We start from the raw sequence: 22,947 nt of genomic DNA, 5'->3' as shown, positions 1-22,947 counted from the left end.
CATGCAACGGCTGTTGCTCACTGCGGAGGAGGTCGCGGAGGCCCTGCACGTCGGGCGTTCGCGCGTCTACATGCTGATCGCGTCGAAGGAGCTGACCTCCATCAAGATCGGCAGCCTGCGGCGCATCCCGGTCGACGCCGTGCGCGAGTACGCGGCCCGGCTCGTGGAGCAGGAACGCGAGGCGTCCTGATGGCCCGCAAGCGCGCGAACGGCGAGGGGTCGATCTACAGGCGCGCCGACGGGCGCTACACCGCCGCCGCGTTCGTGCCCGTCTCCGGCGGTGGCCGGCGCCGGGTCTACGTCTACGGCCGCACCCGCGACGAGGTCCGAGGGAAGCTCGACGACCTGATGCGCCAGGCCGACGACGGCATTCCGCGGGCCCGTGAGCGGCAGACCGTCGCCGCGTACCTGGACTACTGGCTGGAGCACGTCGTCCGCCCTGAGAAGCGGGCGACCACGTTCAACAGCTACGAGTCGCTGGTCAGGCTGCACATCGTGCCGGTGATCGGGCGCAAGAAGCTCGACGAGCTCGGCCCGGCCGACGTCCGGCGGCTGCTCGCCGTGCTCCGGGAGAAGGAGATCAGCGGCAGCGGCGGCGGGGTCCGGAGGCTCTCGCCACGGATGGTCCAGTTCGCCCACGCAGTGCTGCGGAACGCGCTCTCCAACGCGGTGCGTGAGGAGCTGATCAGCCGCAACGTCGCCAAGCTCGTGCAGGTCTCCAACCCCGAGTACGACGTGGGGGTCAGCCTCGACCCGGTAGCGGCCCGCGCGCTGCTCACTCGGATCGCCGACGACCGGCTGTACGCGCTGTACCTGTGCGCGATCGTGCTCGGGATGCGGCGCGGGGAGCTGCTGGGCCTGGCCTGGGACGCCGTCGACCTCGACGCCGGGAAGCTCGTCGTGCGCCAGTCGCTCACCTGGGCCAACGGCCGCGTGCACCTCGGGCCGCCGAAGTCCCGGGCGTCCCGCCGGGTCGTCCCGCTGCCCGCGACCGTCGTCGACGCGCTGCAAGAGCACCGTGAGCGGCAGGAAGCCGACCGGGAGAGCGCCGGGGACCGCTGGACGGAGACCGGTCTCGTGTTCAGCTCGGCGCTGGGCGGGCACGTCTCGCCGCGCACGCTCGCCGCGCAGTGGCACGTGATCCGCACGGCGGCCGGCCTCGGGCGGATGCGGTTCCACGATCTGCGGCACACCGCGGTGTCGCTGCTACTCGCCCTCGGGGTTCCGCCGCACGTGGTCCGGGAGATCGTCGGGCACAGCGACGTCAAGGTCACCATGACCGTCTACGCCCACGGCAACCTCGACGAGAAGGCCGCCGCTCTGACCCAGCTGAGCACCGCTGTCACCGGCGCGTTGCTGTCACCGGTTGCTGTCAACGAGGGGCAGGAGGACGGGTCGTGATCGCTGATCATGCCTCTGACCTGTTGCGGAAGCGGGGGGATTCGAACCCCCGGTCCTTTCGGACGCCCGCTTTCAAGGCGGGTGCATTCGGCCGCTCTGCCACGCTTCCGCAGGGAGGGTAACGGGGCCCGCTCAGCGCTCCGCGCGGTAGTAGGTGACCGGCCCCATCCTCGTGGACCCGTGACCGACCACCGCCGCGGCGCTGAACCCCGCGGCGGCGAGCAGCTCCGGAACCGGCGGCGCGTCGTGCCCGTGGCCGTGGCCCCCGTGGTCGCCGTGACCGCCGCGCCGGGAACGGCGGTGGGCGGGATCGAGGCGGGCCAACAGCGACAGCACCCTGGTGACGCCGTGCATCCGCCCGCCGGTGCGCGGGTCGTGGTCGAGGTCGACCAGGTGCAGGCTCCCGCCCGGTGCCAGGACGCGGTGAGCCTCCCGCAGCGCCGCGGCCCGGGCGTCGGCGGCGACGTGGTGCAGCATCAGCGAGGACAGGACCCGGTCGACGCTGCCGTCGTCGAGGGGCAGGTCCTCGGCCACACCGACGTGCAGCTCCAGCTCGACGCCGGCCTCGGCGGCCTTGCGACGGGCCATGGAGATCGCCTCCGGGTCGGGGTCGACGCCGCGCACGGTGGCCGTCGGAACGGCCTCCTTCGCGCGCAGCAGGACGTTCCCTGTGCCGCAGCCGATCTCCAGCACGCGGTCCCGCGGACCGATGCCGGCCTGGGCCAGCAGTCGCCAGTACATCGGGACGGCGGCACCGAGCCGGGCCACCGTGTCGTAGCCGGGCAACAGCCACGAGCTGACGAGCGCGGGCGTGTGGGCGTGCGTGGTCATCGGTTCCCTTCGGACGAACTTCGTGTTCCTCATCCAGTCTTGCTGGCGTTCCAGCTGCCCACCAGGCACGATCCATGGGCGTGATGGGACGAAGTTCGGATGTCCCGCTCGTCGGCTTCGCCCACTCGCCGGTACCGATCTCGGTACAGCACGTCGACGGGTCGGGGGTGACCCTGCCGCGGGTGCGGGGCGCGCACGCACACGACTTCCTGATGCTCGTCCACATCGTGCGCGGTACGTGCGCGTACCGGGTCGACGGACGCACCTGGGACCTCCGCGAGGGCGACGCGTTCGTGATCGCGCCCGGTGCGGTGGTCGACCACGCCGTGGAGAGCACGGGTCCGCCCGGGGAGCTGTGGTCGGTCCTGTTCCCCGCGGAGGCGGTCGCGCCCGCGTCCTGGCGGGACCATCCGCTGCTCGCCCCGTTCGTCGGTCGCCACCGCGGCGGCGGGCAGCGGATCGCCGTCCCGCCGGGCGACCGGGCGACCTGGCGGAGCCGTCTCGCCGATCTCGACGACGAGCTGTCCCGTCGCCGCGACGGCCACGCCGAGGCCGCCCGCGCCCACCTCACCCTGCTGCTGGTCGCGCTCGGCCGGCTCGTCGACGACGTGCCCGCCGAGTCCGGTGACCCGCTGCTGGCGGCGGTGTTCGCCGTCGTCGAGGAGCGGTTCGCCGGGCCGCTGTCGCTGCGCGACGTCGCTGCGCTCGTCGGGCTCACCCCCGGGCACCTGACGACCGTCGTGCGGCGCGGGACCGGACGGACCGTGCAGCAGTGGATCACCGAGCGGCGACTGCGGGAGGCGCGCCGGCTGTTGACGTCCACCGACCTGCCGGTCGCCGACATCGGGGTCCGCGTCGGCTACCCCGATCCCGGCTACTTCGCCCGACGCTTCCGTGCCGCCCACGGCAGCGCCCCCGCGACCTGGCGGACGTCACCCGCCACCCCCTGACGGGTGGCGGGTGACGTCCGCGCCGGTGCGGTCCGGCGCGATGTGGTGGGATTCCCCCGGTCTCATCTCGGGAGGACGACGTGCGGTTCGACGAGAACGCCCGGCTCGACACGTCCGGCGTGGACGACCTGCGCGGGTCCGGCGGCGGCCGGGGCGGCGGGGTCGGCGGCCGGGTGGCCGGTGCGGGCGGCGGTCTGGGCCTCGTCGGCGTCATCCTCTACCTGCTCCTGTCGAACTTCGCGGGCGTCGACATGTCCGGGATGGGGGCGGGCGGCGGCTACCCCGGACTCGACCAGGTCGGCTCCGGCCAGACCGCGGACAACTCCTCGCTGCAGCAGAACTGCGCCACCGGCGAGTCGGCGAACACCTCGACCGACTGCCGCGTCGTCGCCGTCGTCAACTCCCTCGACGACTTCTGGGTCACCCAGTTCACCTCCGGCTTCACCCCGCCGCGGACGAACTTCTTCTCCGGCGGGGTCAGCACCGACGGCTGCGGCTCGGCGACGTCGGACAGCGGGCCGTTCTACTGCCCCGCCGACTCCGAGATCTACATCGACCTCACCTTCTTCCAGGAGCTGCAGACCCGCTTCGGCGCGCAGGGCGGGCCGTTCTCCCAGGCCTACGTGATGGCCCACGAGTACGGCCACCACATCCAGAACCTGACCGGCACCAACCGCCGGGCGGGCAACGACACCGGCCCCACCTCGGGCTCGGTGCGCCTCGAGCTGCAGGCCGACTGCTACGCGGGCGTGTGGGCGAACCACGCGACGACCACGCCCGGCCCGTCGGGCAGGCCGCTGATCAGCGAGCTGAACCGGTCCGACATCGACGCCGCCCTGGACACCGCGTCCCGGATCGGCGACGACTACATCCAGTCCAACCTGGGCGGCGGCCGCGTCGACGAGTCCCAGTTCTCGCACGGCAGCTCCGCGCAGCGGGAGAAGTGGTTCGCCACCGGGCTGCAGAGCGGCAACCCGGACGCCTGCGACACCTTCGCCGCGCGCAGCCTCGACTGAGACCCCGGCCGGGAGCCCGCTACGGGCGCAGCCGACCCAGCTGGTGGTCCAGCACGGCGAGCGCACCGGCACCGTCGGTACCGCCCAGCAGCACCGACTCCGCGAGACCGCCGGCCAGCGCGAGCAGCACGACGGCCTCGCGGTCCGGGTCGAGCGCGGCGAGCTCGCCGCGGTCACGGGCCGCGGCGAGCCGGTCGGCGACGGCGTCGTGGAGGAGCCGGTCACCGGCCCGGTAGGTCTCGCGCAGCCGCTCGTCGCCGAGGGACCGGATGAGGAAGGCGGAGCCGACACGGGCGTCGGCGCGGGCCTCGTCGTCGAGCGGGAACAGCGCGCCCAGCAGGACGCGGACCTCCTCCAGCGGCGAGGACGGCGCGGCCGTCGCCATCCGCGCGCGCACCCGCTCGTCGACCCGCAGCCGCAGCTGCTGTGCCGCGAAGTCCAGCAGCTCGTCGCGGGAGGCGAAGTAGTGCTGCACCCGCCCCTTGGACACCCCGGCCTCCTGCGCGACCCGCGCCAGGCTGACCGCCTCCAGCCCCTCCGCGGCCGCGATCCGCCACAGCGCCCGCGCGATCTCGTCGCGCCGCAGGCCGTGGTCGACCACCCTCGGCATCGCCCACCCCGTTCCAATCCGATCGGCTTGCGAAAAACGCCGTCCGCTTTTACAGTCTGATCGTATCGTAAAATAGGGGGACCGATGCGCACCGGACACTTCACCAGCACCGCGGCCCGCGACCGCTTCCGCACGCTGCACCGCACCGTCGTCGCAGGGCTGGGACCGACGACCGGCAGGTACATCGACACGAGCCACGGCTCCGTCCGGGTCCTGACCTGCGAGGGACCGGCCGGGACGCCGCTCGTCCTGCTCCCGGGCGCGGGCTCACCGGGGGTGAGCTGGGAACCGAACGTGCCCGCGTTGCGCCGGCTCGCGACCGTCCACCTCGTGGACCCGCTCGGCGGCCCGGGGGCGAGCGCCCAGGACGTGCCGATCCGGAACCTCGCCGACCAGGTCCGCTGGCTGCGCGACGTGCTGGACGTGCTCGGACCGTGCCACCTCGTCGGGACCTCGCTCGGCGGCCGCCTCGCGTTCGAGGTCGCCCTCCGCGCGCCGGCCGGGATCCGGACGCTGACCCTGCTCGACCCGGCCGTCACGTTCGCCCGCATCCCACCGGGGACCGTGGCCGCCTCGCTCGGAGCGCTCCCCGGCGCGCCGTCGTGGCTGCGCAGGCTGTTCGTCGCCCGCCTGGGCGGCGGTGCCGACGTCGGCGACGACCCGGTCGCCCGGTTGATCGAGGCCGGCCTGTCCGGCTACGCCTCGGCGGTGCCGCACCCGTCGCTGCCCTCGGCGCGCGACGTGGCCGCGGTCGAGGTCCGCACCCTGGTGCTGCTGGGCGGGCGCAGCACGATGCTCGACCCCGTCCGCGCCCGGGAGCGGGCCGCGTTGCTGCCCCGCGGCACCGTCGAGGTGTGGCCGGACGCAGGCCACGCGCTGCCCGGCGAGTTCCCGGAGCGGGTCGCCGAGCGCCTCTCGTCACTGGTGGCGGCGTGAGCCGCCGGGAGCTCGTGACGACGGTGCTCGCCGACCTCGTCGCGCCGCTGGTGCTGTTCTACGGCCTGCGCGCCGCCGGCGCCGACGCGGTGACCGCGCTGCTCGCCGGGGCCGCGGTCCCGGCGGCGCGGGCGCTGTGGGTGCTGGCGCGTGACCGGCGCGCCGAGTGGTTCGCCCTGCTGGTGCTCGCGCTGTGCCTGGCGAGTGCGGCGACGGCGCTGGTCGGCGGGGACGAACGGGTCCTGCTCGCCCGCGACGCCCTGGTCACCGCCGCCCTCGGCGCGGTCCTGCTGGCGAGCGTCCCGACGGCCCGTCCGGTGCTGTTCACCGTCGGGCGGCTCACCCTCACCGAAGCCGGCCACAGTCCCGACGAGTGGGACCGCCGCTGGGCGTCGTCGGCGCGGTTCCGTGGAATCTGGCGGTGGCTGACGGCGGGCTGGGCAGCCGGGCTGTTCGCCGACGCAGCGCTGCGGGTGCAGGCCGCGTACACGTTGCCGGTCGACGTGGTGCCCGCCGTGCACGCCGTGCAGTGGTTCGCCGTGCTGGCCGTGCTGCTCGTCGCCGGGCAGGTGTGGCTGCGGCTGCCCCGGCACCGCGCGCTGATCTTCAGCTGACCAGGGGCTCCGCGGCGAGGAACCCCGCCAGGTCCGCGGTGTAGCCCTCGACGACCGGCTCCCACCCGGGCCGCACGAACGCCTCCCGGTCGAGGCGTACCCGGTACTCGGTGACGCGCTCGTCGTCGTGCACGATCGTGGCGGTGCCGTCGTCGCGGTAGCCGAGCCGGGCCGACACCGCCGCGGACCGCGCGTTGCCCGTCAGGTACTCCGAGCGCGCCACCAGTGCCCCGAGGTGGTCGAAGGCGAACGCCAGCACCGCGGCGCGCATCTCGTTCCCGTACCCGCGGCCCTGCGCGTGGCGCACCAGGTACGAGCCGGTCGAGACCTCGCGGCGCACACCGAACCGGTCCCCCACCACGTCCTGCAGGCCGATCACCCGGTCCTGTGCCCGTACGACGAACGTCAGCGTCCACCACTCCGGTGACGCCCTCGCCCGGTTCCCCCAGAAGTACTGCACCATGCCGCGCCCCAGGTGGCGCGGGTCAGCCCGGGTCCACGGCATGCGGAACGGCATCTCCGACGACGGGTGGATCCCGCTCGCGTGGACGGCCGCGACCAGCTCGCGCAGCGACACGTCGTCCTCGGTCCGCAGCTCCAGGTGCGGGGTCCGCAGCACCAGCCCGGCCATCGGCCACGGGTCGGGCACCGGGTCGATCGGCGCGGGCAGCACGTCCATCGGGCGATGATCCTCCGATCGCCGACGACGGCGCCACGGAATACCGTCGCGGGCATGTGGGCGATCACCCTGAGCGAGTACGGCGGACCGGAGAACATGGCGTGGGCGCAGGTGCCCGACCCCGAGCCCGCACCGGGCGAGGTCGTGCTCGACGTCGTGTCCTCGGCCGTCAACCGGGCCGACCTGCTGCAGGTCCAGGGCAACTACCCGGTCCCGCCGGGCGCCTCGGAGATCCTCGGGCTGGAGTGCGCGGGCCGGATCGCCGCGCTCGGCGAGGGGGTCACCGGCTGGTCGGTCGGTGACGAGGTCTGCGCCCTGCTCGTCGGTGGCGGCTACGCGACGAAGGTCGCCGTCCCGGCACCGCAGCTGCTGCCCGTCCCCGAGGGCGTCTCCCTGACCGAGGCCGGCGGCCTGCCCGAGGTCGCGTGCACGGTCTGGTCGAACGTGTTCCTGGAGGGGCGTCTCGCCGAGGGTGAGACCTTCCTGGTCCAGGGCGGCTCGTCGGGCATCGGGACGCACGCGATCCAGGTCGCCAAGGCGTTCGGCGCCCGGGTCGCCGCGACCGCGGGGCACGCCGACCGGCTGCAGTTCTGCCGCGACCTGGGCGCGGACATCGTCATCGACTACCACGACGACATCGCCGAGGCGCTGAAGAAGGCCACCGACGGCCACGGCGCCGACATCATCCTCGACAACATGGGCGCCAAGGGCCTGACGAACAACCTGTCCGCGCTCGCCCGCGACGGCCGCCTCATGATCATCGGCATGCAGGGCGGGGTGAAGGCGGAGCTGAACATCGGCGCGCTGCTCGCCAAGCGCGGGCACATCTCGGCGATGGGCCTGCGCGGACGCCCGGTCGAGGGGCCGCACTCCAAGGCCGAGGTCGTCGCGGGGGTCGCCGGGAACGTGTGGCCGCTGTTCGCCGACGGCCGGGTGCGGCCGGTGGTCTTCGAGCGGTTCGCGATGTCCGACGCGGCCGAGGCGCACCGCAGGCTCGACGCCGGTGGAGTGACCGGCAAGCTCCTGCTCGTGAACTCCTGAGCGGGCGGGTCCAGAATGGCGGACATGAGCGACGAGCAGGAGACACCCGGGGACCGGGTCGTGGTGGTCGGCGCCGACGGGCGTCCGGTGGGCATGGCGTCGGTCCCGCAGGACGACGAGGCCCAGAGCCCCGCATCGATGGTCGAGCAGCCCGCGAAGGTCATGCGGATCGGCACCATGATCAAGCAGCTGCTCGAGGAGGTGAAGGCCGCGCCGCTGGACGAGGCGTCCCGCGAGCGACTCAAGGAGATCCACGAGAACTCCGTCAAGGAGCTCGAGGAAGGCCTGGCGCCGGAGCTGCGCGAGGAGCTGCAGCGGCTCAGCCTCCCGTTCACGGCGGACAAGACGCCGTCGGAGGGCGAGCTGCGGATCGCCCAGGCCCAGCTGGTGGGCTGGCTGGAGGGGCTGTTCCACGGCATCCAGACCGCGCTGTTCGCCCAGCAGATGGCCGCCCGCGCGCAGCTGGAACAGATGCGTCGCGGACTGCCCCCCGGTGTGGGTGGCGCACCCGACCAGAACATCCCGGAGGGCATGGGCCGGGGTACGGGGCAGTACCTCTGAGGTCGGTCGCCGCGCGCCGTCGACCTGCGGTTTCGGTCGCGCCCGGCAGGGGGCTCCCCTGCCGGGCCGCGCCGGGGGCCGTGAGTACCCTCGTCGGGTGGCCGTGACCGTGACCGACGAGCCGGGCGACGTCGTCGACCCGTCCGAGGTGTCGAGCCCGCGCAGCTGGAAGCGGGCCTTCGCGGACCTCGCCCAGGGCTGGCGGCAACGACCGCTGTGGGGCTACCTGGGCTGGCAGGACATCAAGCAGCGCTACCGGCGCTCGGTCCTGGGACCGCTGTGGATCTCGATCAGCATGGGCGTCATCGCGCTCGGCCTCGGGATCCTCTACTCGGCGCTGTTCCAGATCTCGCTGGCGACCTTCCTCCCGCACGTCGCCGTCGGGCTGCTGATCTGGAACTTCGTGTCCGGCTGCATCCTCGAGGGCAGCGAGGTCTTCATCGCCAACGAGGGCCTGATCAAGTTCCTCCCGGCACCGCTGAGCCTGCACATCTACCGGCTCGTGTGGCGGCAGACGCTGTTCTTCCTGCACAACCTGGTCGTCTGGGTCGTGCTGATGATCGTGTTCCCGCACCCGCTGGGGCTGTCGTCGCTGCTGGCGGTCCCGGCGTTCGTGCTGCTGGCGGTGAACGGGGCGTGGGTCGCGATCCTCGCCGGGATCCTCGCGACCCGGTTCCGGGACATCCCGCCGATCATCGCCAGCGTCACCCAGCTGGTCTTCTACCTGACCCCGATCGTCTGGTCGGTGGACATCCTCAGCGACAACCCGGCCGCCCGCGAACGTGCCCAGCTGGTCGAGCTGAACCCGGTCTTCCACTTCGTCGAGATCGTGCGCCAGCCACTGCTCGGCCAGGAGATCGTCGGCCGGTACTGGCTGGTGACCGGCGTGATCACGCTGGTCGGCTGGACCGCCGCGCTGATCTGCCTGCGCAACTACCGCTCCCGCGTCGCGTACTGGGTGTGAACCTCTGTGACTGAACCCCGCATCCGGATCGACGCCGCAGGCGTGGACTTCCCGATCTTCGACGCCAAGACGCGCTCGCTGAAGAAGGCCGTCCTCGGCAAGGCGGGCGGCCGGATCGGCACCGACGCCAAGGTGCCGATCATCGAGGCGCTGCGCGACATCACCGTCAGCCTGGACAAGGGCGCGCGCGTCGCACTCGTCGGGCACAACGGCGCCGGCAAGTCCACGCTGCTGCGGCTGATGGCCGGCATCTACGAGCCCACCCGTGGCCGCTCGATGGTCCGCGGCAAGGTCGCGCCCGTCTTCGACCTCGCCGTCGGGATGGACCCGGAGATCTCCGGCTACGAGAACATCCTGATCCGCGGCCTGTTCCTGGGCATGACGCGCAAGCAGATGGAGGCGCGGATCGACGACATCGCCGCCTTCACCGAGCTCGGCGACTACCTGGAGATGCCGCTGCGGGCGTACTCCACGGGCATGCGGGTGCGGCTCGCGCTCGGCGTCGTCACCTCGATCGACCCCGAGATCCTGCTGCTCGACGAGGGCATCGGCGCCGTCGACTCGGAGTTCCTGAACAAGGCCCGCGACCGGCTGCACGAGCTCGTCGACCGCTCCGGGATCCTCGTGTTCGCCTCGCACTCCGACGAGTTCCTCGCCGACCTGTGCGACACCGCGCTGTGGATGGAACACGGGACGATCAAGGAGTACGGCCCGCTGCACGAGGTCCTCGACCACTACAAGGGGCGGACCCCGTCGTGACCGGACCACTCCCGCCCGGCTCGGTCGTCGGCGTCATCGTGACGCGCCACCGCGCCGACCTCCTCGTCGACTCGCTCGCGGCGATGGCGAAGCAGACCCACCCGCTGGCCCACCTGATCGTCGTCGACAACGGGCCGGACCTCCCCGCGCGCGACGCCGTCGAGGCCGTGCCGCTGCCGACGACCTGGCTGCCGTCGTGGTCCAACCTCGGCGGCGCCGGCGGCTTCGCCCTCGGGATGCTGCACGCCCTCGCGATGGGCGCCGAGTGGATCTTCCTGGCCGACGACGACGGCCACGCCGCCGACGAGTCCACCCTGGCGACCCTGCTCGACGTCGCGGAGCGGCACGGGCTGGCCGCGGTGTCGCCGGTGGTGGCCGACAAGGCCTCGCCGGACCGGCTCGCCTTCCCGCTGCGCCGCGGCGTCACCTGGCACCGGTCCCGCTCGGCGCTGGGCACCGACGACCTGCTCCCCGGGATCGCCTCGTTCTTCAACGGCGCCCTGTTCCGGGCCTCCACCCTCGAGGTGATCGGGGTGCCGGACCTGCGGCTGTTCGTCCGCGGCGACGAGGTGGAGATGCACCGCCGGATGGTCCGGTCCGGGCTGCCCTTCGGCACCGCCCTGCAGGCCACCTACCTGCACCCCTACGGCTCCGACGAGTTCAAGCCGATGCTCGGTGGGCGGCTGCACGCCCAGGACCCGGGCGATGCGGTGAAGCGTTTCTACACCTACCGCAACCGCGGCTACCTGATGTCCCAGCCCGGGATGCGGAGGATCGGCCTCCTGGAGCTGCCGAGGTTCGCCTGGTACTTCCTGGTGACCAAGCGCGACCCGGGCGCCTTCCGCGACTGGCTCACCCTGCTCCGCCAGGGGCGCCGGGAACAGTTCCACCGCGCCCCCTGATCATCCACACCTCTTGACCGTCGTCCACACCCGGTGGAGTTGTCCACAGGGCGATGGTTGGGGGCGGTGGGGCGGCCGTGGTCGGTCAGTGCCACCGGTATGACAAGCGAGACGCTCCGGGGCGACGCACACGGCCTGGTCCGGCGAAGCCGGCTGCGGGAGCAGGGGTTCTCCGACGACGAGATCGACGCGCTGCGGCGTAGCGGGGTCCTGACCGGTGTCCGGCGCGGGGTCCATCGGCTCACCGACGGGGGCGGACCGGACTCGGCCGTCGTCGACCACGCTCTGCGTGCCCGGGCTGCCGCGCCGGGACTGTCCCCCGAGGCGGTGTTCGACCACGTCACCGCGGCCGTGCTACTCGGCCTGCCGGTATGGGCCGTCCCGCTCGCTCGGCTCCACGTCCTCCGGTCCCGCCCCACGGGTGCCCGAACCCGCGGTGACCTGGTCGTGCACAGCGGAGCACTCGCCTCCGACGACGTGGTCGAGGTCGACGGCCTGCGCCTGACGGGTCCCGCCCGCACGGTCGTCGACCTGGCCCGGTCGTTGCCCGCGGAACAGGCGCTGGTCGTCGCGGACGGGGCCCTGCATGCCGCGGTCGTCGACGGGCGCACCGGATGTCCTCGACCGGGTGCGACATCGCCCGACGACATCACGTCGGCGCTGGCTCGGGCCACCGGGACCACAGGAGTGGGCACGGCTCGCCGGACCCTCGCCCTCGTCGACCCGGCGAGCGAGAGCCCCGGGGAGACCCGCAGCCGTCTCAGGATGCACCTGTCCGGCCTGCCCACCCCCGTGACGCAGTGGCCCGTGCCCGGGACCCGTTACCGTGCCGACTTCGCCTGGCCGGAGCTTCGTGTCGTCGGCGAGTTCGACGGCAAGTGAAGTACGGGCGCGCTCGCTGTCCCGGCGGGGACGCGGCCGAGGCGCTCTGGGGGGAGAAGCGCCGGGAGGACCGCATCCGCCGCACCGGACTCGTCGTCGTCCGCTGGACCTGGCAGGAGTTCACCGACCCTGGCCCGCAGGGCATGGTCGCCGCCCTCCGCTCCGCGCTCCGGTCCTGACGGATCCACACCCCCTGTCCGGCGTCCACACCCGTTGCAGCAGGTGTGGATGCCCGAGAACGGGTGTGGATGCGGGGGTCAGTCCTTGAAGATGACCCAGCGCAGCATGACGAAGTTGATCGCCGTGGCGGTGCCCTGGGCGATCACCCACGCCAACGTCACGTCCCACTCCATCGGCGGCAGGACGTGGAGGACCAGCGAGTTCACCGCGACGTTGACGGCCAGCGTGGTGCCGTAGAGCGCCACGAAGCCGGCGAACCTCGCGCGGCCGCCGGTGTTCGCGCCGGTGAAGGTGAAGCGCTTGTTGAGCAGGTACGCCGTCGTCGTACCGAGGATGAAGCTGATGCCCTTCGCGAACGGCACCCACAGGCCCGCGTTCAGCAGCAGGTGGTAGACGCCGAAGTCGACGATCGCGGAGAGCACGCCGATCGCGACGAAGCTGCCCAGCTGTCGGACGAGGCCGAGGCGCGGAGCCGGGGTGTCGGCCGGACCGGTGGCCGGGGGCTCGGCCCGGGTGGGCTCGGTGGCGGTCACCCGTCGAGGGTAGCGGCGCGTGCCGCAACGACCGCGTCGACCCACCGGAGCGCAGTTCGTGCCCCGTCCGCCTGCCGATGTGCTGCCGGCCGTGGACAAGGAAGCAAGCTTTGCAGTACAACGTTCCTGACAGAGCAAACCAGTTGGCACCGGAGGGCACCGTGCAGGACCGTACGAGAACCGACGTCGACGACCAGCCGCCGCGCTCACCGGCCGACGCCCTCGCGATCATCGAACGCGAGCAGGCCCGGCAGGTCCCGCCGTACTGGCTCTTCTATCTGATCTGGGGCGCCGCCTGGGCGGTCATCGGGCTCTCCTGGTTCGCGAGCGGGACCGGCGCGGTCACCGCGATCACCGCGGGCGTCCTCACGGGGCTGGCCATCGTCGGTGGGTCGGTGGGCAGCGGCGTGGTCGGCGCCCGGATGGGCCGCGGCGTCACCGGGCCGAGCCGGCTGCACGGCGCCCTCTACGGCTGGGTCTGGCCGGTGGCGATGGTCGGCGTCGTCGCGCTGGTGATCGGCCTCGGCCGGCTAGGGGCCCCGGTCGGCTACGCCATGCCCGCGCTGTTCGTGTTCGTGACCGGTGGCCTGTTCGCGGTCGGGGCGGCGGTCTGGCGCAACGTCCCCGACTACGCCCTCGGACTCGGCCTGCTGGTGCTCGGGGCGGCGCTGCCGTTCGTGCCCGCGCCGTGGCACGCACTGGTGCTGGCCGTCGTCGGTGGGGGCGCCCTGGTCGCCACCGGGCTGTGGACGCGGGCGCGGGCGGCCCGGTGACCGAGCTCGACCCCGTCATCCACGCCCAGGCACGGCTGCGGGTCACCGCTACCCTTGCCGCCCTCGACGACGGCGACCGCATGACCTTCCCGCGCCTGCAGGAGCTGCTCGGCATGACCGCGGGCAACCTGTCCACCCACCTGCGCAAGCTGGAGGACGCGGGCTACGTCGCGATCACCAAGACCCACCAGCGACGCACCCCGGTGACCTTCGTCGAGCTGACGAGAACCGGTCGGCGGGCTTTCGAGGACTACACGGCCGCGCTGCGGGCGCTCCTCGACCCGGCCACCGACCCGTCGGAGGTGTCCTCGTGACCGGCCCCCGGCCGGGCGACGGCGTTCAGAAGTGGCGGCCGGCGAAGGTGTAGCGGGTCCGCACCGACACCGACCCCGCTGCCGTGCGGCCGTACACCCGGAAGTGCGGGCGGCCGTGGACCGCGCGGCTGGGCAGCTTCGAGCGGACCGAGCCGTACTGGGAGACGAGGCCGTCGACGTCGGCGGTGGCGTTCTCCGGGACGAGCAGCCGGGCCGAGCCGGCGCCGAGCTCCAGCTCGATCTCGACGACGGGCAGGGGCAGCCGCGCGTCGCAGAAGTCCAGCAGCACCGCGCCGAGGGAGGTCTGCACCCGCAGCCGGGCCGGGACCACCCAGTCGCCACGGCGCTTGACCCCGCCGACGCCACCGCGCAGCACCGTCGGCGGACCGACGGGGGTGGCGAGGACGTCCGCGGACAGGTTCAGCGGGTCACCGGGCAGGTCGGACAGCACCGGCACGAGATCGGAGCCGAACCTGGCTCCGTAGACGACCGACAGCCGCTCCTGCAGCTCGTCGACCGAGATGCGGCCCTCGCCCAACGCGTGGTTGAGCCGCGCCGCGACGCGCTCGCGGTCGGCGTCGGAGATCCTGATCTCCCGACCCTCTCCGGGTAGCCGCGCACCGGTCACCCCACCAGGGTAAACACCTAGCCGACGGGTGCGCCGTCCGGCAGCCGGAACAGCCACACCCCGCCGTCGAACCGGCCGGGGTCGCCGGTCACCCGGCGGGTCCAGGCCAGCGCCCTGGCCTCGTCTCCCCCGGCGTACCCGGGGACGAACGCGACGGCGGTGATCCCCAGGTCGCGCTGCTCGCGGTGAGCGGCGGCGGCGTAGTCGTCGCTGGGCTCGTCCTTGCCGTCGGCGACCCACTGCGCGCCGATCTGGTAGCGGTTCCACCGGGACTGGATCGCGACGTCGTCCTCGGGGTCGGAGGCGATGAAGTAGCCGCCCCGGATCCGGAACGCCGGACCGGAGGCGGCCTGCCAGCGCAGGCCCTGCGCGCCGTCGTCCCAGGCGGCGGTGATCCGCGGGTAGATCTCGACCACGTCGGACGGTCCCAGCGGCGCCGCGCCGGCGGCGAAGAACTCCGGCACCGGGGCCGGCCGGACCTCCTGGGCGTCGGCCGGCAGCCAGGACACGACCGCCAGCCCGGTCAGCGCGGCGGCGCCGACGGCGGTCGCCGGGGTGCCGAGCGGCATCCGGTCCACCCAGAGCGCGACCACGACGGCGACGCAGAGCGCCGTCACCACCTGTATGCGGACCGGCTCGACCTCCGACAGCAGCGGGACCTCGGCGAACCCGAGCCAGGGCAGCGGGATCTCCGTGTACTCGCCCAGCAGCACCACGCTCGTGCCGAGCGAGGCGACCCAGGACAGGAGCCCCACCGCCGCGACGACCCGCAGCGTGGTCGACCGGACGAGCAGCACGGCGACGACGACCAGCGCCAGCACGGCGAGCCCGACGTAACCACCCTGCTCGCCGATGTGGCCGCCGAGCTCGGTGTCGACGCCGTCGGGCGTCGCCCGGACGGCGGTCAGCCGGGTCGGGACCAGCAGGTTCGCCAGATCCGCCCCGGTGGCGTGCACGTTGCGGATCGCGCCGCGCGGCCGGCTCGGCCCGGCCAGCACCAGGTACAGCGGGTAGGCGCCCAGCACCACGAACACCCCGACGCAGGCGAGACCGGCCCGGACCAGCCCGGGCAGGTGCGCGCGGACCCGGCGCGGGAAGCGCAGCGCGAGCACGATCGCGGTGACGACCAGGAAGATCACACCGATCGCGAGGGTCTGGGTGTAGAGGACGAGCTGCCCGACCAGCGCGAGCCCGGTCAGCGTCCCCAACCGCCACGGCCGGCGCAGCGGCCCGCGCGCGAACAGGTGGTGCGCGAGGAGCAGGAGCAGCGGCGGCAGCACCGACCACGTGAGATTCAGGTGCCCGGCGATCGCGTGCGCGAGGTGGAACGGGGAGAACGCGTACAGCGCACCGGCAATCCCGCGGGCGGCCCAGCCGCGGCCGGTCCGGCCCACGTACGGGCCGAGCGCGGCGACCAGCACCAGCCCGGAGACGACCGGGCCGAGGATCAGGCCGACGTTGAACGCGGTCACCGAGCCCGCGACCAGGGTCACCGGGGCGAGCGCCAGCGCCAGCAGCGGGACCGCGGTGTTCCACAGTGCGTTCAGCCCGTACGGCCAGTGCATCCAGTCGGTGACCAGCGGGTTCTCCCCGTGCGTCACGGCGAACGGGAGCCAGTGGAGCCACCAGGAGAACATGTCGGCGTCGGCGGTGACGTGGCCGATCAGCAGACCGCCCGGGTCGGCGAGCACCCGGCGCTGCAGCCACAGCGAGACCAGCAGGTAGCCGACCCCGAGCAGCACGTACAGCCCCGCGGTCGCACCCCGGCGCCGCGCCGGTGGCAGCGGGAGGCGGGCCTGCCGCTCATCGAGCACCCGCCCAGGGTCGCACCCGTCGCCGTCGGTGCCCCTCGCTACCCTGGCGACGATGACGGACACGACCGTTCCCAGCAGCACCAGGACCGACGCCCCGGCGCGGCGGACCGCGTCCCTGCACGGCTGGGGACGGACCGCACCGACGACCGCCCAGCTCGTCACCCCGCGCGACGCCGAGGACGTGGCCGAGGCCGTCCGCACGGCGGGCGAGCGCGGAGTGATCGCCCGCGGGCTCGGCCGCTCCTACGGCGACCCCGCGCAGAACGCGGGCGGGGTCGTCCTCGACATGCCGGGACTCAGCCGGATCCACGCGATCGACCCGGACTCCGGTGTCGCGGACGTGGACGCGGGCGTCAGCCTGGACCAGCTCATGCGCGCCGCGCTGCCGCTCGGCCGGTGGGTCCCGGTGCTGCCGGGCACCCGCCAGGTCACCATCGGCGGCGCGATCGGTGCCGACGTGCACGGCAAGAACCACCACACCAAGGGCAGCTTCGGCAACCACGTCGAGTGGCTGCAGCTGGTGACCGCGGACGGCTCGGTCCGCGAGCTGACCCCGTCCGGACCGGACTCCGCGCTGTTCTGGGCGACCGTCGGCGGGATGGGCCTGACCGGCGTCATCGTGCGGGCGAAGGTCCGCCTGCACCGGACCGAGTCGGCGTACTTCGTGGTCGACACCGACCGCACCGACGACCTCGACGGTCTGCTGGAGCTGCTCACCGACGGCTCCGACGACACCTACGGCTACTCCGCCGCCTGGTTCGACACCACCGCGACCGGGGCCCGGATGGGCCGCTCGGTGCTGACCCGCGGCTCGCTCGCGACCGTCGACCAGCTCCCCGCGAAGCTGCGGTCCGAGCCGCTGAAGTTCGACGCGCCGCAGCTGCTGACCTTCCCCGACGTCTTCCCGAACGGGCTGGCCAACAAGCTGTCGCTGACCGCGTTCTCCGAGCTGTGGTTCCGCAAGGCCCCGAAGCGCCAGCGCGGCTCGGTGCAGAACATCACGGCCTTCTACCAGGTGCTCGACGTGTTCGGGGACTGGAACCGGGTCTACGGCTCGAAGGGCTTCCTGCAGTACCAGTTCGTCGTCCCGATGGGGGCGGAGACCGAGCTGCGCCGCATCCTCGAGAAGATCGCGGCGTCGCCGCACAAGTCCGGGCTGAACGTGTTCAAGCGCTTCGGCGCGGGCAACGACGCACCGCTGTCGTTCCCGACCAAGGGCTGGACGATCACCGTCGACTTCCCGATCGCGAACGGGCTGTCCCGGTTCTGCACGGAGCTCGACGAGATGGTGCTGGCCGCCGGCGGGCGGCTGTACCTGGCGAAGGAGTCGCGCACGTCGCCGGAGGCCTTCGCCGCCGGCTACCCGCGGTTCGCCGAGTGGAAGGCGATCCGTGACGGCGTCGATCCCACCGGCGTCTTCGCCTCCGACATGTCCCGCCGCCTCGCACTGACCCTCTGACGTCCGGAGCCAGCACCATCATGATCGACGCAGTCGGCAACCCGCAGAGCATCCTGCTCCTCGGCGGCACCTCCGAGATCGGCCTGGCCACCGTGCGCGCGTTCGCCGCGGACCGCCCGTTGCGGGTCGTGCTCGCCGCCCGCCCCGGCCCCCGGCTCGACGCCGCCCGCGCCGAGCTCGAGGCACTCGGGTGCGGCGTGGAGACCGTCGAGTTCGACGCCACGCGCATCGAGACCCACCCCGAGGTCGTGAAGAAGGCCTTCGCCGGCGGGGACATCGACGTCGCCGTCGTGGCGTTCGGGCTGCTCGGCGACAACGAGAAGGCCTGGACCGACGTCGACCACGCCGTCGAGCTCGCGCAGGTCAACTACACCGCGACCGTCTCCACCGGGGTCGCGCTGGCCGAGCGCTTCCGCGAGCAGGGCCACGGCGCGCTCGTCGCGATCTCCTCGGTCGCCGGGGAGCGGGCCCGCCGCTCGAACTTCGTCTACGGCTCCACCAAGGCCGGGATGGACGCGTTCTACACCGGGCTCACCGAGGCGCTGCGCGAGTTCGGCGTGACGGTCACGATCGTCCGGCCCGGCTTCGTGCACTCGAAGATGACCGAGGGGCTCGACGCCGCACCGCTCGCCACGACGCCGCGGGCCGTCGCCGACGTGATCGTCGACGCGGTGCGGACGGGGAAGGAGCTGGTCTGGGCACCGGCCCCGATGCGCTTCGTGATGAGCGCCCTGCGCCACGTGCCCCGGCCGCTGTTCCGCAGGCTCCCGATCTGATCCGTGAGGCGGCCTACCAGCCGTCGACGTGCAGGACGGTGTCGAGCGGCTGGCGCTTCGCGGGCTTGAACGTGTCACCGGTGTAGTACGCGACCGGCAGCAGGACGCCCTGTCGCACGTCGTCCGGGATGCCCAGGAGCCCGGCGATCTCCTTCTCGTACTGCAGGTGCAGGGTCGTCCAGGCGCTGCCCAGGCCGCGGGCGCGCAGGGCGAGCTGCAGGCTCCACGCCGCCGGCAGCAGCGAGCCCCACATCCCGGCCTGGTTCGCGGCCGGCAGCTCGGCCTTTGCGTTCATCGCGGCGATGATCAGCACCGGGACCTCGCCCATCCGGTCCGCGAGGTACTGCGCGCTGTCGGCCACCCGGAGCTGGGTGGCGTCGCGGTCGGCGTCGCCGCTGGAGCGTGTGGTCGGGTACTGCGAGGAGTTCCGGTAGGCGGTGAACGCCGTGCGGTAGTACTCGCCGACCGCCCTGCGCTTCTCGGGGTCGGTGAGCACCAGCCAGTGCCAGCCCTGCTGGTTGGAGCCGCTGGGGGCCTGTAGCGCGACCTCCAGGCTGTCCCGGACCACCTCCAGCGGGACCGGACGCTCCAGGTCAAGGCGCCTGCGGACCGATCGTGTGGTGGTGAGCAGCTCGTCGGGCCCGAGGGGCAGCACATCGCTCATGCCCCGCACGCTACGGCGCCGGCGGCCTCCTCGCGATGATCACCGCGCGCTCCCCCGATCCGGCCTCGCAGGTGAGCCGCCCCGCGGACCGCTGCGCGCGGGTCGCGGCCAGCCGCGGGTCGGCCCAGGTGGGGATGCCGCCGTAGGGGCCGCGGGTCAGCCCGTCGGAGCCCTCGCGGACGATCTCGAACCCGGCGGCGACGAGGATCTCCCGGATCCGCAGGTGCCCGCGCGGGACCCGGGGCGGCACCCAGCGGGCGCCGGCGAGCTCGCGGCCCCGGCCCTCGGCGTCGGCGGCGACGACGAGGGCGTGCCCGCCCGGTTCGAGCGCCCGGAACCAGCCGCCCGGGCCGAGGTCACCGGCGAGCGCGGGGTCCGGCAGCCGGTCGAGCACCTCCACCGCGGTCAGCGAGGCGACCGGACCCGGCAGGGCGTCGAGGCTCAGGTGCACGGGGCAGCCCGGCGCACCGGCGCGCGTCCGCTCTGCCTCGGCCTCCGAGCCGGCCAGCCCCGAGGCCGGGCCGAGCCGCGCCAGCCCGGCGAGCAGCGCCCCGCCGGCACCCGCCACGTCGAGGTAGGGGCCACGGCCCAGGTGGTGGCGGACCAGGCGCAGGTACCAGTGCAGTGCGGCCCGCTCCGGCGGTGCGGCACCGGTGGGCTCGGGCAGGTCGGCGAGGGGCGGGGTCGTGGGGATCATCGGTCCATCGCGTCGGTGGGCGGGACCCGTCCTGGGGCGCGACGGGCGGGCACGTCCATTGTCGCCGACGCGGCGCCTCGGTGTCCGGGCACCGGCGTCACGTCCCGGGCACCGGGATGCGGCGTCACCGGACCGCTCGCCCGGTGCGCGGACCGCCGCCCGGCGGGCACCGCCCGGTCTCCCCACCCCGCGGACCGGATCCGGCGCGGGTCGGCGGACGCGGCCGTGCCCCCGGACCACGGTGGTGGTCCGGGGGCACGGCCGTGTTACCCGCTCCCCAGCGGTGTCTCAGGCCCCGTGCGCCGGCTTCTTCCGGGGGCGACGGGATGCGGCCGCACCCGAGGCGGCGACGATCGGGGTCGCGGCGCTGGCGTGGGCGTCGTCGCGACGGCGGCCGGCGCGGCCGCAGTTCTCGACGCCGGTCCGCGTGCCGGGCAGCACCGAGGCGGAGCGGATCGCCCGCGGCGCCGGGACGACACCACGGTCGTCGGCGAGCTCACGGGCCGCGATGTGCAGCGACCGCAGCCGCTCCATCCGGTCGACGCCGGAGGTGGTGCCGGTGCCCTCCACGACCGGGGTGAACAGGTCCCCGCCGGTCTCGGCGCCGCCGCTGCGCATCCGGGCGACGGCCACCAGGTCCTCCGAGAGGTCGCTGTGCCCGGCGCCGTCGAAGTCGGCGGCCCGGGCCGCGGCCAGGCGCTCCAGCACCCAGCGGGCCGAACCGGCCGGGGCCGGGACGTCGATCTCGGCCGCGGCGGGCACGTCGGCGGGGTCGGCCTCGGGGCGGCGCGGTGCCCGGGTGGGCAGCGCGGGCGCCGGGACGGCGATCGGGTCGGCCGGAGCCGGCTCGGACGCCGGGGCGGTGGGCTCGGGTTCGGCGACCGGCGCGGACGGGGCCGCGACGGGCCGGACGAGCGGCATGGCCGCGGTGCGCGCGTCGTCGGCCGGGTCCTGCTCCGCAGGCGTGGTGGGGGTCCAGCCCGACGTCGTCGCGACGGCGGGGCCCGCCGAGCGGCGGCGGACCACCGGCAGCGCCTCGGTCACCGGCGGCATGCCGCCGGGCTCGTCCCCGGCCACCGGCCGGGCTGCGACGACCGGCTGCTCCCCGGTGCGGGGCCGAGCGGCAGCCGGCTGATCTCCGGCGCCGGGCCGAGCGGCGACCGGCTGCGGCCGGGCGGGCTGCGGAACGGCGGACTGCTGAACGGAGAACTGCGACGAGGCGGGCCGCTGCACGGCGCCCTGCTCGGACGACGCGCTCTGCTGCGTCGGCACGTTCTGCGCTGCGCCCGGAGGCGTCGGCGGGCCCGGGTGCATCGGTGCGCCCTGTGCAGGGGCGCCCTGCGTCGGCGCGAACGACCGCGACGGGGCAGGCTCTGGCGCCGTCCGCCGGACGGGCACCGCCGGGGCGGGGTCCGCGGCCGGTCCGGCCGACACGACCGGCAGCACCGAGGTCACCGGCTCGTCGGTGACCACCGCCAGCACGGAGGTCTCCGGGTCACGGCGCGCCGCGTCGTTGTCCACGACACGACGGGCGGCGGGGACCGGGTCGTGGGCGACGACCGCCTCGACCGCCTCGGGGGCGGGCCGGGTGCGGCCCCGCATCCACCGGCGCGCGGGACGTTCGACGAGCGAGTACAGCAGGTGTGCCACGGGCAGAGTCCCCACGAAGACGGTGAGCGCGATCAGATGCCCCGTCTCCCCGCCGCGGGGGAGGACACCGGAGTCGCTCAGGAACCAGAAGATCTCGAACATCGGGATGTGGACCAGGTAGAGGGCGTAGGAGATCCGCCCTCCGTGCACCACCGGGCCACGGGTCAGCAGGTGGTGCACCGGTCCGCGGTCGGCGAGCGCGAGGGCCCCGACCAGGATCGGGAAGGCGACGACGGCCAGGCCGTGCAGCCCGCCGCCGAGGACGGACCCCGCCAGCAGGACGAACGGGACCGCGGCGACGGTGAACGTCGCCGTCGTCGAGGCCGCGGAGCGGGTCCGCTCGGTGGCGCGCAGCCGCCGCACGGCCAGCATCGCCAGGACGCCCGCGGAGAACCCGCCGAGGACCCGGACCAGCCAGCTGTACGGGTAGTACGGCGACCCGACCACGAGGAACGCGGCCGCCATCGGTGCGGTGCAGAGCAGCGACCCCACCGCCAGCACCGCGAACGGCAGGTTCCGCAGCCGGAAGAAGCCGAGGGCCAACAGCGGGAACAGCAGGTAGGCGAGCCACTCGGCGCTGATCGACCACGTCGGGCCGATCCAGGACGCGCCGTCGAGGTACTGCTCGTCCCACATCTGTACGCCGAACAGCTGCTCCAGCCACGCGCCGACGGTGAACGACGGCTGCACCGACTGGTAGACGACATCGGTCGTCGACCCGAACACCAGCCGCGCCACGAGCCACACGCCGAAGAGGTGGAGGACCACCACGTAGGCGGGCCACATCCGCGCCGCACGGGCCCACACGAACCCGCCGGCCTCGCGCAGCCGCAGCCGCGGGCCCAGCTGGTCGAGGTAGGTCCAGGCGATCACGAAACCGCTCAGGACGAAGAACAGGTCGACGCCGAGCGCGCCCTGCGTGATCAGCGGCCCGAGCCAGTCGTTCACCGTCTCCACACCCGCCATCGGGGTGAAGTGGAAGTGGAACGCGACGACCCAGAGCGCGGCGACGATCCGCAGACCGGTCAGCGCGAGCACCTCACCGCCGCCGTCTCCTCCACTTCGGACGGCCGGAGCACCCTGTTCGGGCGCGGTGCCGCCGACGGCGGACGCGACGCCGGCCGGGTCGTCGGCCGTCGTGCGCGAATCGGTGCAGATGCTCACACCCGACCCAACGAGAGTCGATCACCACCGTCACCGGTGACACCCGAACAGTGCCCGTTCGTCGCATCTCATCACGCTGAGTCATGGAAACAGAGGGCAGTCGACCTTGAGCACCCAGCCGAGTGGACTAGGCCGACCGGTCCAACGGT

General features: G+C 73.7%; 26 protein-coding genes and 1 tRNA gene. 17 read left to right on the top strand and 10 right to left on the bottom strand.

The window, feature by feature from the left end:
- The first annotated feature begins 1 nt into the window (after position 1).
- Entirely contained in the window at positions 2-190 is a 189-nt protein-coding gene (locus XF36_RS25125; protein ID WP_060713874.1) for a helix-turn-helix domain-containing protein, read from the top strand.
- Positions 190-1,401, top strand: a complete 1,212-nt coding sequence (locus XF36_RS25120) for a site-specific integrase (RefSeq protein WP_060713873.1) — start codon at positions 190-192, stop codon at positions 1,399-1,401. The genes XF36_RS25125 and XF36_RS25120 overlap by 1 nt, the downstream gene beginning before the upstream one ends.
- 26 nt (positions 1,402-1,427) lie before the next feature.
- On the opposite strand, the gene XF36_RS25115 is transcribed toward XF36_RS25120, so the two are convergent.
- Both XF36_RS25115 and XF36_RS25110 read right to left on the bottom strand, forming a co-directional pair.
- Positions 1,428-1,510 (bottom strand) — tRNA-Ser (locus tag XF36_RS25115).
- 23 nt (positions 1,511-1,533) lie between these two features.
- Complete coding sequence (locus tag XF36_RS25110) at positions 1,534-2,232, bottom strand: class I SAM-dependent methyltransferase (protein WP_060713872.1); 699 nt, start codon at positions 2,230-2,232, stop codon at positions 1,534-1,536.
- Between the two features lie 83 nt (positions 2,233-2,315).
- On the opposite strand from XF36_RS25110, the gene XF36_RS25105 reads away from it, so the two are divergent.
- Both XF36_RS25105 and XF36_RS25100 read left to right on the top strand, forming a co-directional pair.
- Positions 2,316-3,182: a helix-turn-helix transcriptional regulator gene (locus tag XF36_RS25105; RefSeq protein ID WP_060714966.1), complete on the top strand. Its 867-nt coding sequence runs from the start codon at positions 2,316-2,318 to the stop codon at positions 3,180-3,182.
- Between the two features lie 80 nt (positions 3,183-3,262).
- Positions 3,263-4,198, top strand: a complete 936-nt coding sequence (locus XF36_RS25100) for a KPN_02809 family neutral zinc metallopeptidase (RefSeq protein ID WP_060713871.1) — start codon at positions 3,263-3,265, stop codon at positions 4,196-4,198.
- A 19-nt stretch (positions 4,199-4,217) separates the two neighbouring features.
- On the opposite strand, the gene XF36_RS25095 is transcribed toward XF36_RS25100, so the two are convergent.
- Entirely contained in the window at positions 4,218-4,808 is a 591-nt protein-coding gene (locus tag XF36_RS25095) for a TetR/AcrR family transcriptional regulator (protein WP_060713870.1), read from the bottom strand.
- An 84-nt stretch (positions 4,809-4,892) separates the two neighbouring features.
- On the opposite strand from XF36_RS25095, the gene XF36_RS25090 reads away from it, so the two are divergent.
- Both XF36_RS25090 and XF36_RS25085 read left to right on the top strand, forming a co-directional pair.
- Entirely contained in the window at positions 4,893-5,744 is an 852-nt protein-coding gene (locus XF36_RS25090) for an alpha/beta fold hydrolase (RefSeq protein WP_060713869.1), read from the top strand.
- On the top strand, positions 5,741-6,358 hold the full coding sequence (locus XF36_RS25085) for a VC0807 family protein (RefSeq protein WP_060713868.1): 618 nt from the start codon (positions 5,741-5,743) through the stop codon (positions 6,356-6,358). Before XF36_RS25090 ends, XF36_RS25085 begins: the two co-directional genes overlap by 4 nt.
- On the opposite strand, the gene XF36_RS25080 is transcribed toward XF36_RS25085, so the two are convergent.
- Complete coding sequence (locus XF36_RS25080; protein WP_060713867.1) at positions 6,351-7,037, bottom strand: GNAT family N-acetyltransferase; 687 nt, start codon at positions 7,035-7,037, stop codon at positions 6,351-6,353. The two genes, XF36_RS25085 and XF36_RS25080, sit on opposite strands and share 8 nt — an antisense overlap.
- 54 nt (positions 7,038-7,091) lie before the next feature.
- On the opposite strand from XF36_RS25080, the gene XF36_RS25075 reads away from it, so the two are divergent.
- From XF36_RS25075 to XF36_RS25045, 7 genes are all read left to right on the top strand, one after another.
- A complete protein-coding gene (locus XF36_RS25075) occupies positions 7,092-8,078 on the top strand; it encodes an NAD(P)H-quinone oxidoreductase (protein WP_060713866.1) in 987 nt (328 codons plus the stop codon).
- A gap of 15 nt (positions 8,079-8,093) precedes the next feature.
- A complete protein-coding gene (locus XF36_RS25070; RefSeq protein WP_060713865.1) occupies positions 8,094-8,639 on the top strand; it encodes a bacterial proteasome activator family protein in 546 nt (181 codons plus the stop codon).
- 97 nt (positions 8,640-8,736) lie between these two features.
- Entirely contained in the window at positions 8,737-9,603 is an 867-nt protein-coding gene (locus XF36_RS25065; protein ID WP_082375643.1) for an ABC transporter permease, read from the top strand.
- Positions 9,604-9,609: 6 nt separating this feature from the next.
- Positions 9,610-10,362, top strand: a complete 753-nt coding sequence (locus XF36_RS25060) for an ABC transporter ATP-binding protein (protein WP_060713864.1) — start codon at positions 9,610-9,612, stop codon at positions 10,360-10,362.
- Positions 10,359-11,264 carry a glycosyltransferase family 2 protein gene (locus tag XF36_RS25055; RefSeq protein ID WP_060713863.1) on the top strand — a complete coding sequence of 302 codons (906 nt, stop codon included), beginning with the start codon at positions 10,359-10,361 and terminating at the stop codon, positions 11,262-11,264. Before XF36_RS25060 ends, XF36_RS25055 begins: the two co-directional genes overlap by 4 nt.
- 99 nt (positions 11,265-11,363) lie before the next feature.
- Positions 11,364-12,146: a type IV toxin-antitoxin system AbiEi family antitoxin domain-containing protein gene (locus XF36_RS25050; RefSeq protein WP_060713862.1), complete on the top strand. Its 783-nt coding sequence runs from the start codon at positions 11,364-11,366 to the stop codon at positions 12,144-12,146.
- Positions 12,143-12,325, top strand: coding sequence for a hypothetical protein (locus XF36_RS25045; RefSeq protein ID WP_060713861.1), 183 nt, complete (start codon positions 12,143-12,145; stop codon positions 12,323-12,325). Before XF36_RS25050 ends, XF36_RS25045 begins: the two co-directional genes overlap by 4 nt.
- Positions 12,326-12,403: 78 nt before the next feature.
- Here the strand turns inward: XF36_RS25045 and XF36_RS25040 are convergent, their stop codons facing one another.
- Positions 12,404-12,859 (bottom strand): GtrA family protein, encoded by a 456-nt coding sequence (locus XF36_RS25040; protein ID WP_060713860.1) that lies wholly within the window; start codon positions 12,857-12,859, stop codon positions 12,404-12,406.
- Positions 12,860-13,020: 161 nt separating this feature from the next.
- Between XF36_RS25040 and XF36_RS25035 the strand changes: the two genes are divergently transcribed.
- Together XF36_RS25035 and XF36_RS25030 are read left to right on the top strand one after the other, a co-directional pair.
- Positions 13,021-13,632 (top strand): hypothetical protein, encoded by a 612-nt coding sequence (locus tag XF36_RS25035; protein WP_145981503.1) that lies wholly within the window; start codon positions 13,021-13,023, stop codon positions 13,630-13,632.
- A complete protein-coding gene (locus XF36_RS25030; RefSeq protein WP_060714964.1) occupies positions 13,629-13,946 on the top strand; it encodes a transcriptional regulator in 318 nt (105 codons plus the stop codon). Before XF36_RS25035 ends, XF36_RS25030 begins: the two co-directional genes overlap by 4 nt.
- Positions 13,947-13,971: 25 nt before the next feature.
- Here the strand turns inward: XF36_RS25030 and XF36_RS25025 are convergent, their stop codons facing one another.
- Positions 13,972-14,574 (bottom strand): DUF1707 SHOCT-like domain-containing protein, encoded by a 603-nt coding sequence (locus XF36_RS25025; RefSeq protein ID WP_060713858.1) that lies wholly within the window; start codon positions 14,572-14,574, stop codon positions 13,972-13,974.
- Between the two features lie 17 nt (positions 14,575-14,591).
- Positions 14,592-16,388 carry a hypothetical protein gene (locus XF36_RS25020; protein WP_145981502.1) on the bottom strand — a complete coding sequence of 599 codons (1,797 nt, stop codon included), beginning with the start codon at positions 16,386-16,388 and terminating at the stop codon, positions 14,592-14,594.
- 52 nt (positions 16,389-16,440) lie between these two features.
- Between XF36_RS25020 and XF36_RS25015 the strand changes: the two genes are divergently transcribed.
- Both XF36_RS25015 and XF36_RS25010 read left to right on the top strand, forming a co-directional pair.
- A complete protein-coding gene (locus XF36_RS25015) occupies positions 16,441-17,847 on the top strand; it encodes an FAD-binding oxidoreductase (protein ID WP_060713856.1) in 1,407 nt (468 codons plus the stop codon).
- A gap of 20 nt (positions 17,848-17,867) precedes the next feature.
- Entirely contained in the window at positions 17,868-18,623 is a 756-nt protein-coding gene (locus XF36_RS25010; protein WP_060713855.1) for a decaprenylphospho-beta-D-erythro-pentofuranosid-2-ulose 2-reductase, read from the top strand.
- 13 nt (positions 18,624-18,636) lie between these two features.
- Here XF36_RS25010 and XF36_RS25005 read toward each other — a convergent pair whose 3' ends face one another.
- From XF36_RS25005 to XF36_RS31900, 3 genes are all read right to left on the bottom strand, one after another.
- Positions 18,637-19,287, bottom strand: coding sequence for a nitroreductase family protein (locus XF36_RS25005; protein WP_060714963.1), 651 nt, complete (start codon positions 19,285-19,287; stop codon positions 18,637-18,639).
- 10 nt (positions 19,288-19,297) lie between these two features.
- Positions 19,298-19,984: a hypothetical protein gene (locus tag XF36_RS25000; RefSeq protein WP_060713854.1), complete on the bottom strand. Its 687-nt coding sequence runs from the start codon at positions 19,982-19,984 to the stop codon at positions 19,298-19,300.
- 288 nt (positions 19,985-20,272) lie between these two features.
- The gene (locus XF36_RS31900; RefSeq protein WP_060713853.1) at positions 20,273-22,798 is read right to left on the bottom strand and encodes an acyltransferase family protein; all 2,526 of its coding nucleotides are present in this window, start codon (positions 22,796-22,798) and stop codon (positions 20,273-20,275) included.
- Positions 22,799-22,947 lie beyond the last annotated feature (149 nt).

It is taken from the genome of Pseudonocardia sp. HH130629-09, from assembly GCF_001294645.1.
In the GTDB taxonomy this organism is placed as follows: Bacteria; Actinomycetota; Actinomycetes; order Mycobacteriales; family Pseudonocardiaceae; genus Pseudonocardia.
This window is presented reverse-complemented; position numbering and strand designations above follow the sequence as displayed.

Bases quoted from the DNA above. Each gene is read 5' to 3' on its own strand.
- XF36_RS25000 (WP_060713854.1), bottom strand. From the start codon at position 19,984: ATGATCCCCACGACCCCGCCCCTCGCCGACCTGCCCGAGCCCACCGGT.
- XF36_RS25070 (WP_060713865.1), top strand. From the start codon at position 8,094: ATGGCGGACATGAGCGACGAGCAGGAGACACCCGGGGACCGGGTCGTG.
- XF36_RS25015 (WP_060713856.1), top strand. From the start codon at position 16,441: ATGACGGACACGACCGTTCCCAGCAGCACCAGGACCGACGCCCCGGCG.
- XF36_RS25110 (WP_060713872.1), bottom strand. From the start codon at position 2,232: ATGACCACGCACGCCCACACGCCCGCGCTCGTCAGCTCGTGGCTGTTG.
- XF36_RS25105 (WP_060714966.1), top strand. From the start codon at position 2,316: ATGGGACGAAGTTCGGATGTCCCGCTCGTCGGCTTCGCCCACTCGCCG.
- XF36_RS25050 (WP_060713862.1), top strand. From the start codon at position 11,364: ATGACAAGCGAGACGCTCCGGGGCGACGCACACGGCCTGGTCCGGCGA.
- XF36_RS25090 (WP_060713869.1), top strand. From the start codon at position 4,893: ATGCGCACCGGACACTTCACCAGCACCGCGGCCCGCGACCGCTTCCGC.
- XF36_RS25010 (WP_060713855.1), top strand. From the start codon at position 17,868: ATGATCGACGCAGTCGGCAACCCGCAGAGCATCCTGCTCCTCGGCGGC.
- XF36_RS25080 (WP_060713867.1), bottom strand. From the start codon at position 7,037: ATGGACGTGCTGCCCGCGCCGATCGACCCGGTGCCCGACCCGTGGCCG.
- XF36_RS25095 (WP_060713870.1), bottom strand. From the start codon at position 4,808: ATGCCGAGGGTGGTCGACCACGGCCTGCGGCGCGACGAGATCGCGCGG.
- XF36_RS25125 (WP_060713874.1), top strand. From the start codon at position 2: ATGCAACGGCTGTTGCTCACTGCGGAGGAGGTCGCGGAGGCCCTGCAC.
- XF36_RS25005 (WP_060714963.1), bottom strand. From the start codon at position 19,287: ATGAGCGATGTGCTGCCCCTCGGGCCCGACGAGCTGCTCACCACCACA.
- XF36_RS25120 (WP_060713873.1), top strand. From the start codon at position 190: ATGGCCCGCAAGCGCGCGAACGGCGAGGGGTCGATCTACAGGCGCGCC.
- XF36_RS25075 (WP_060713866.1), top strand. From the start codon at position 7,092: ATGTGGGCGATCACCCTGAGCGAGTACGGCGGACCGGAGAACATGGCG.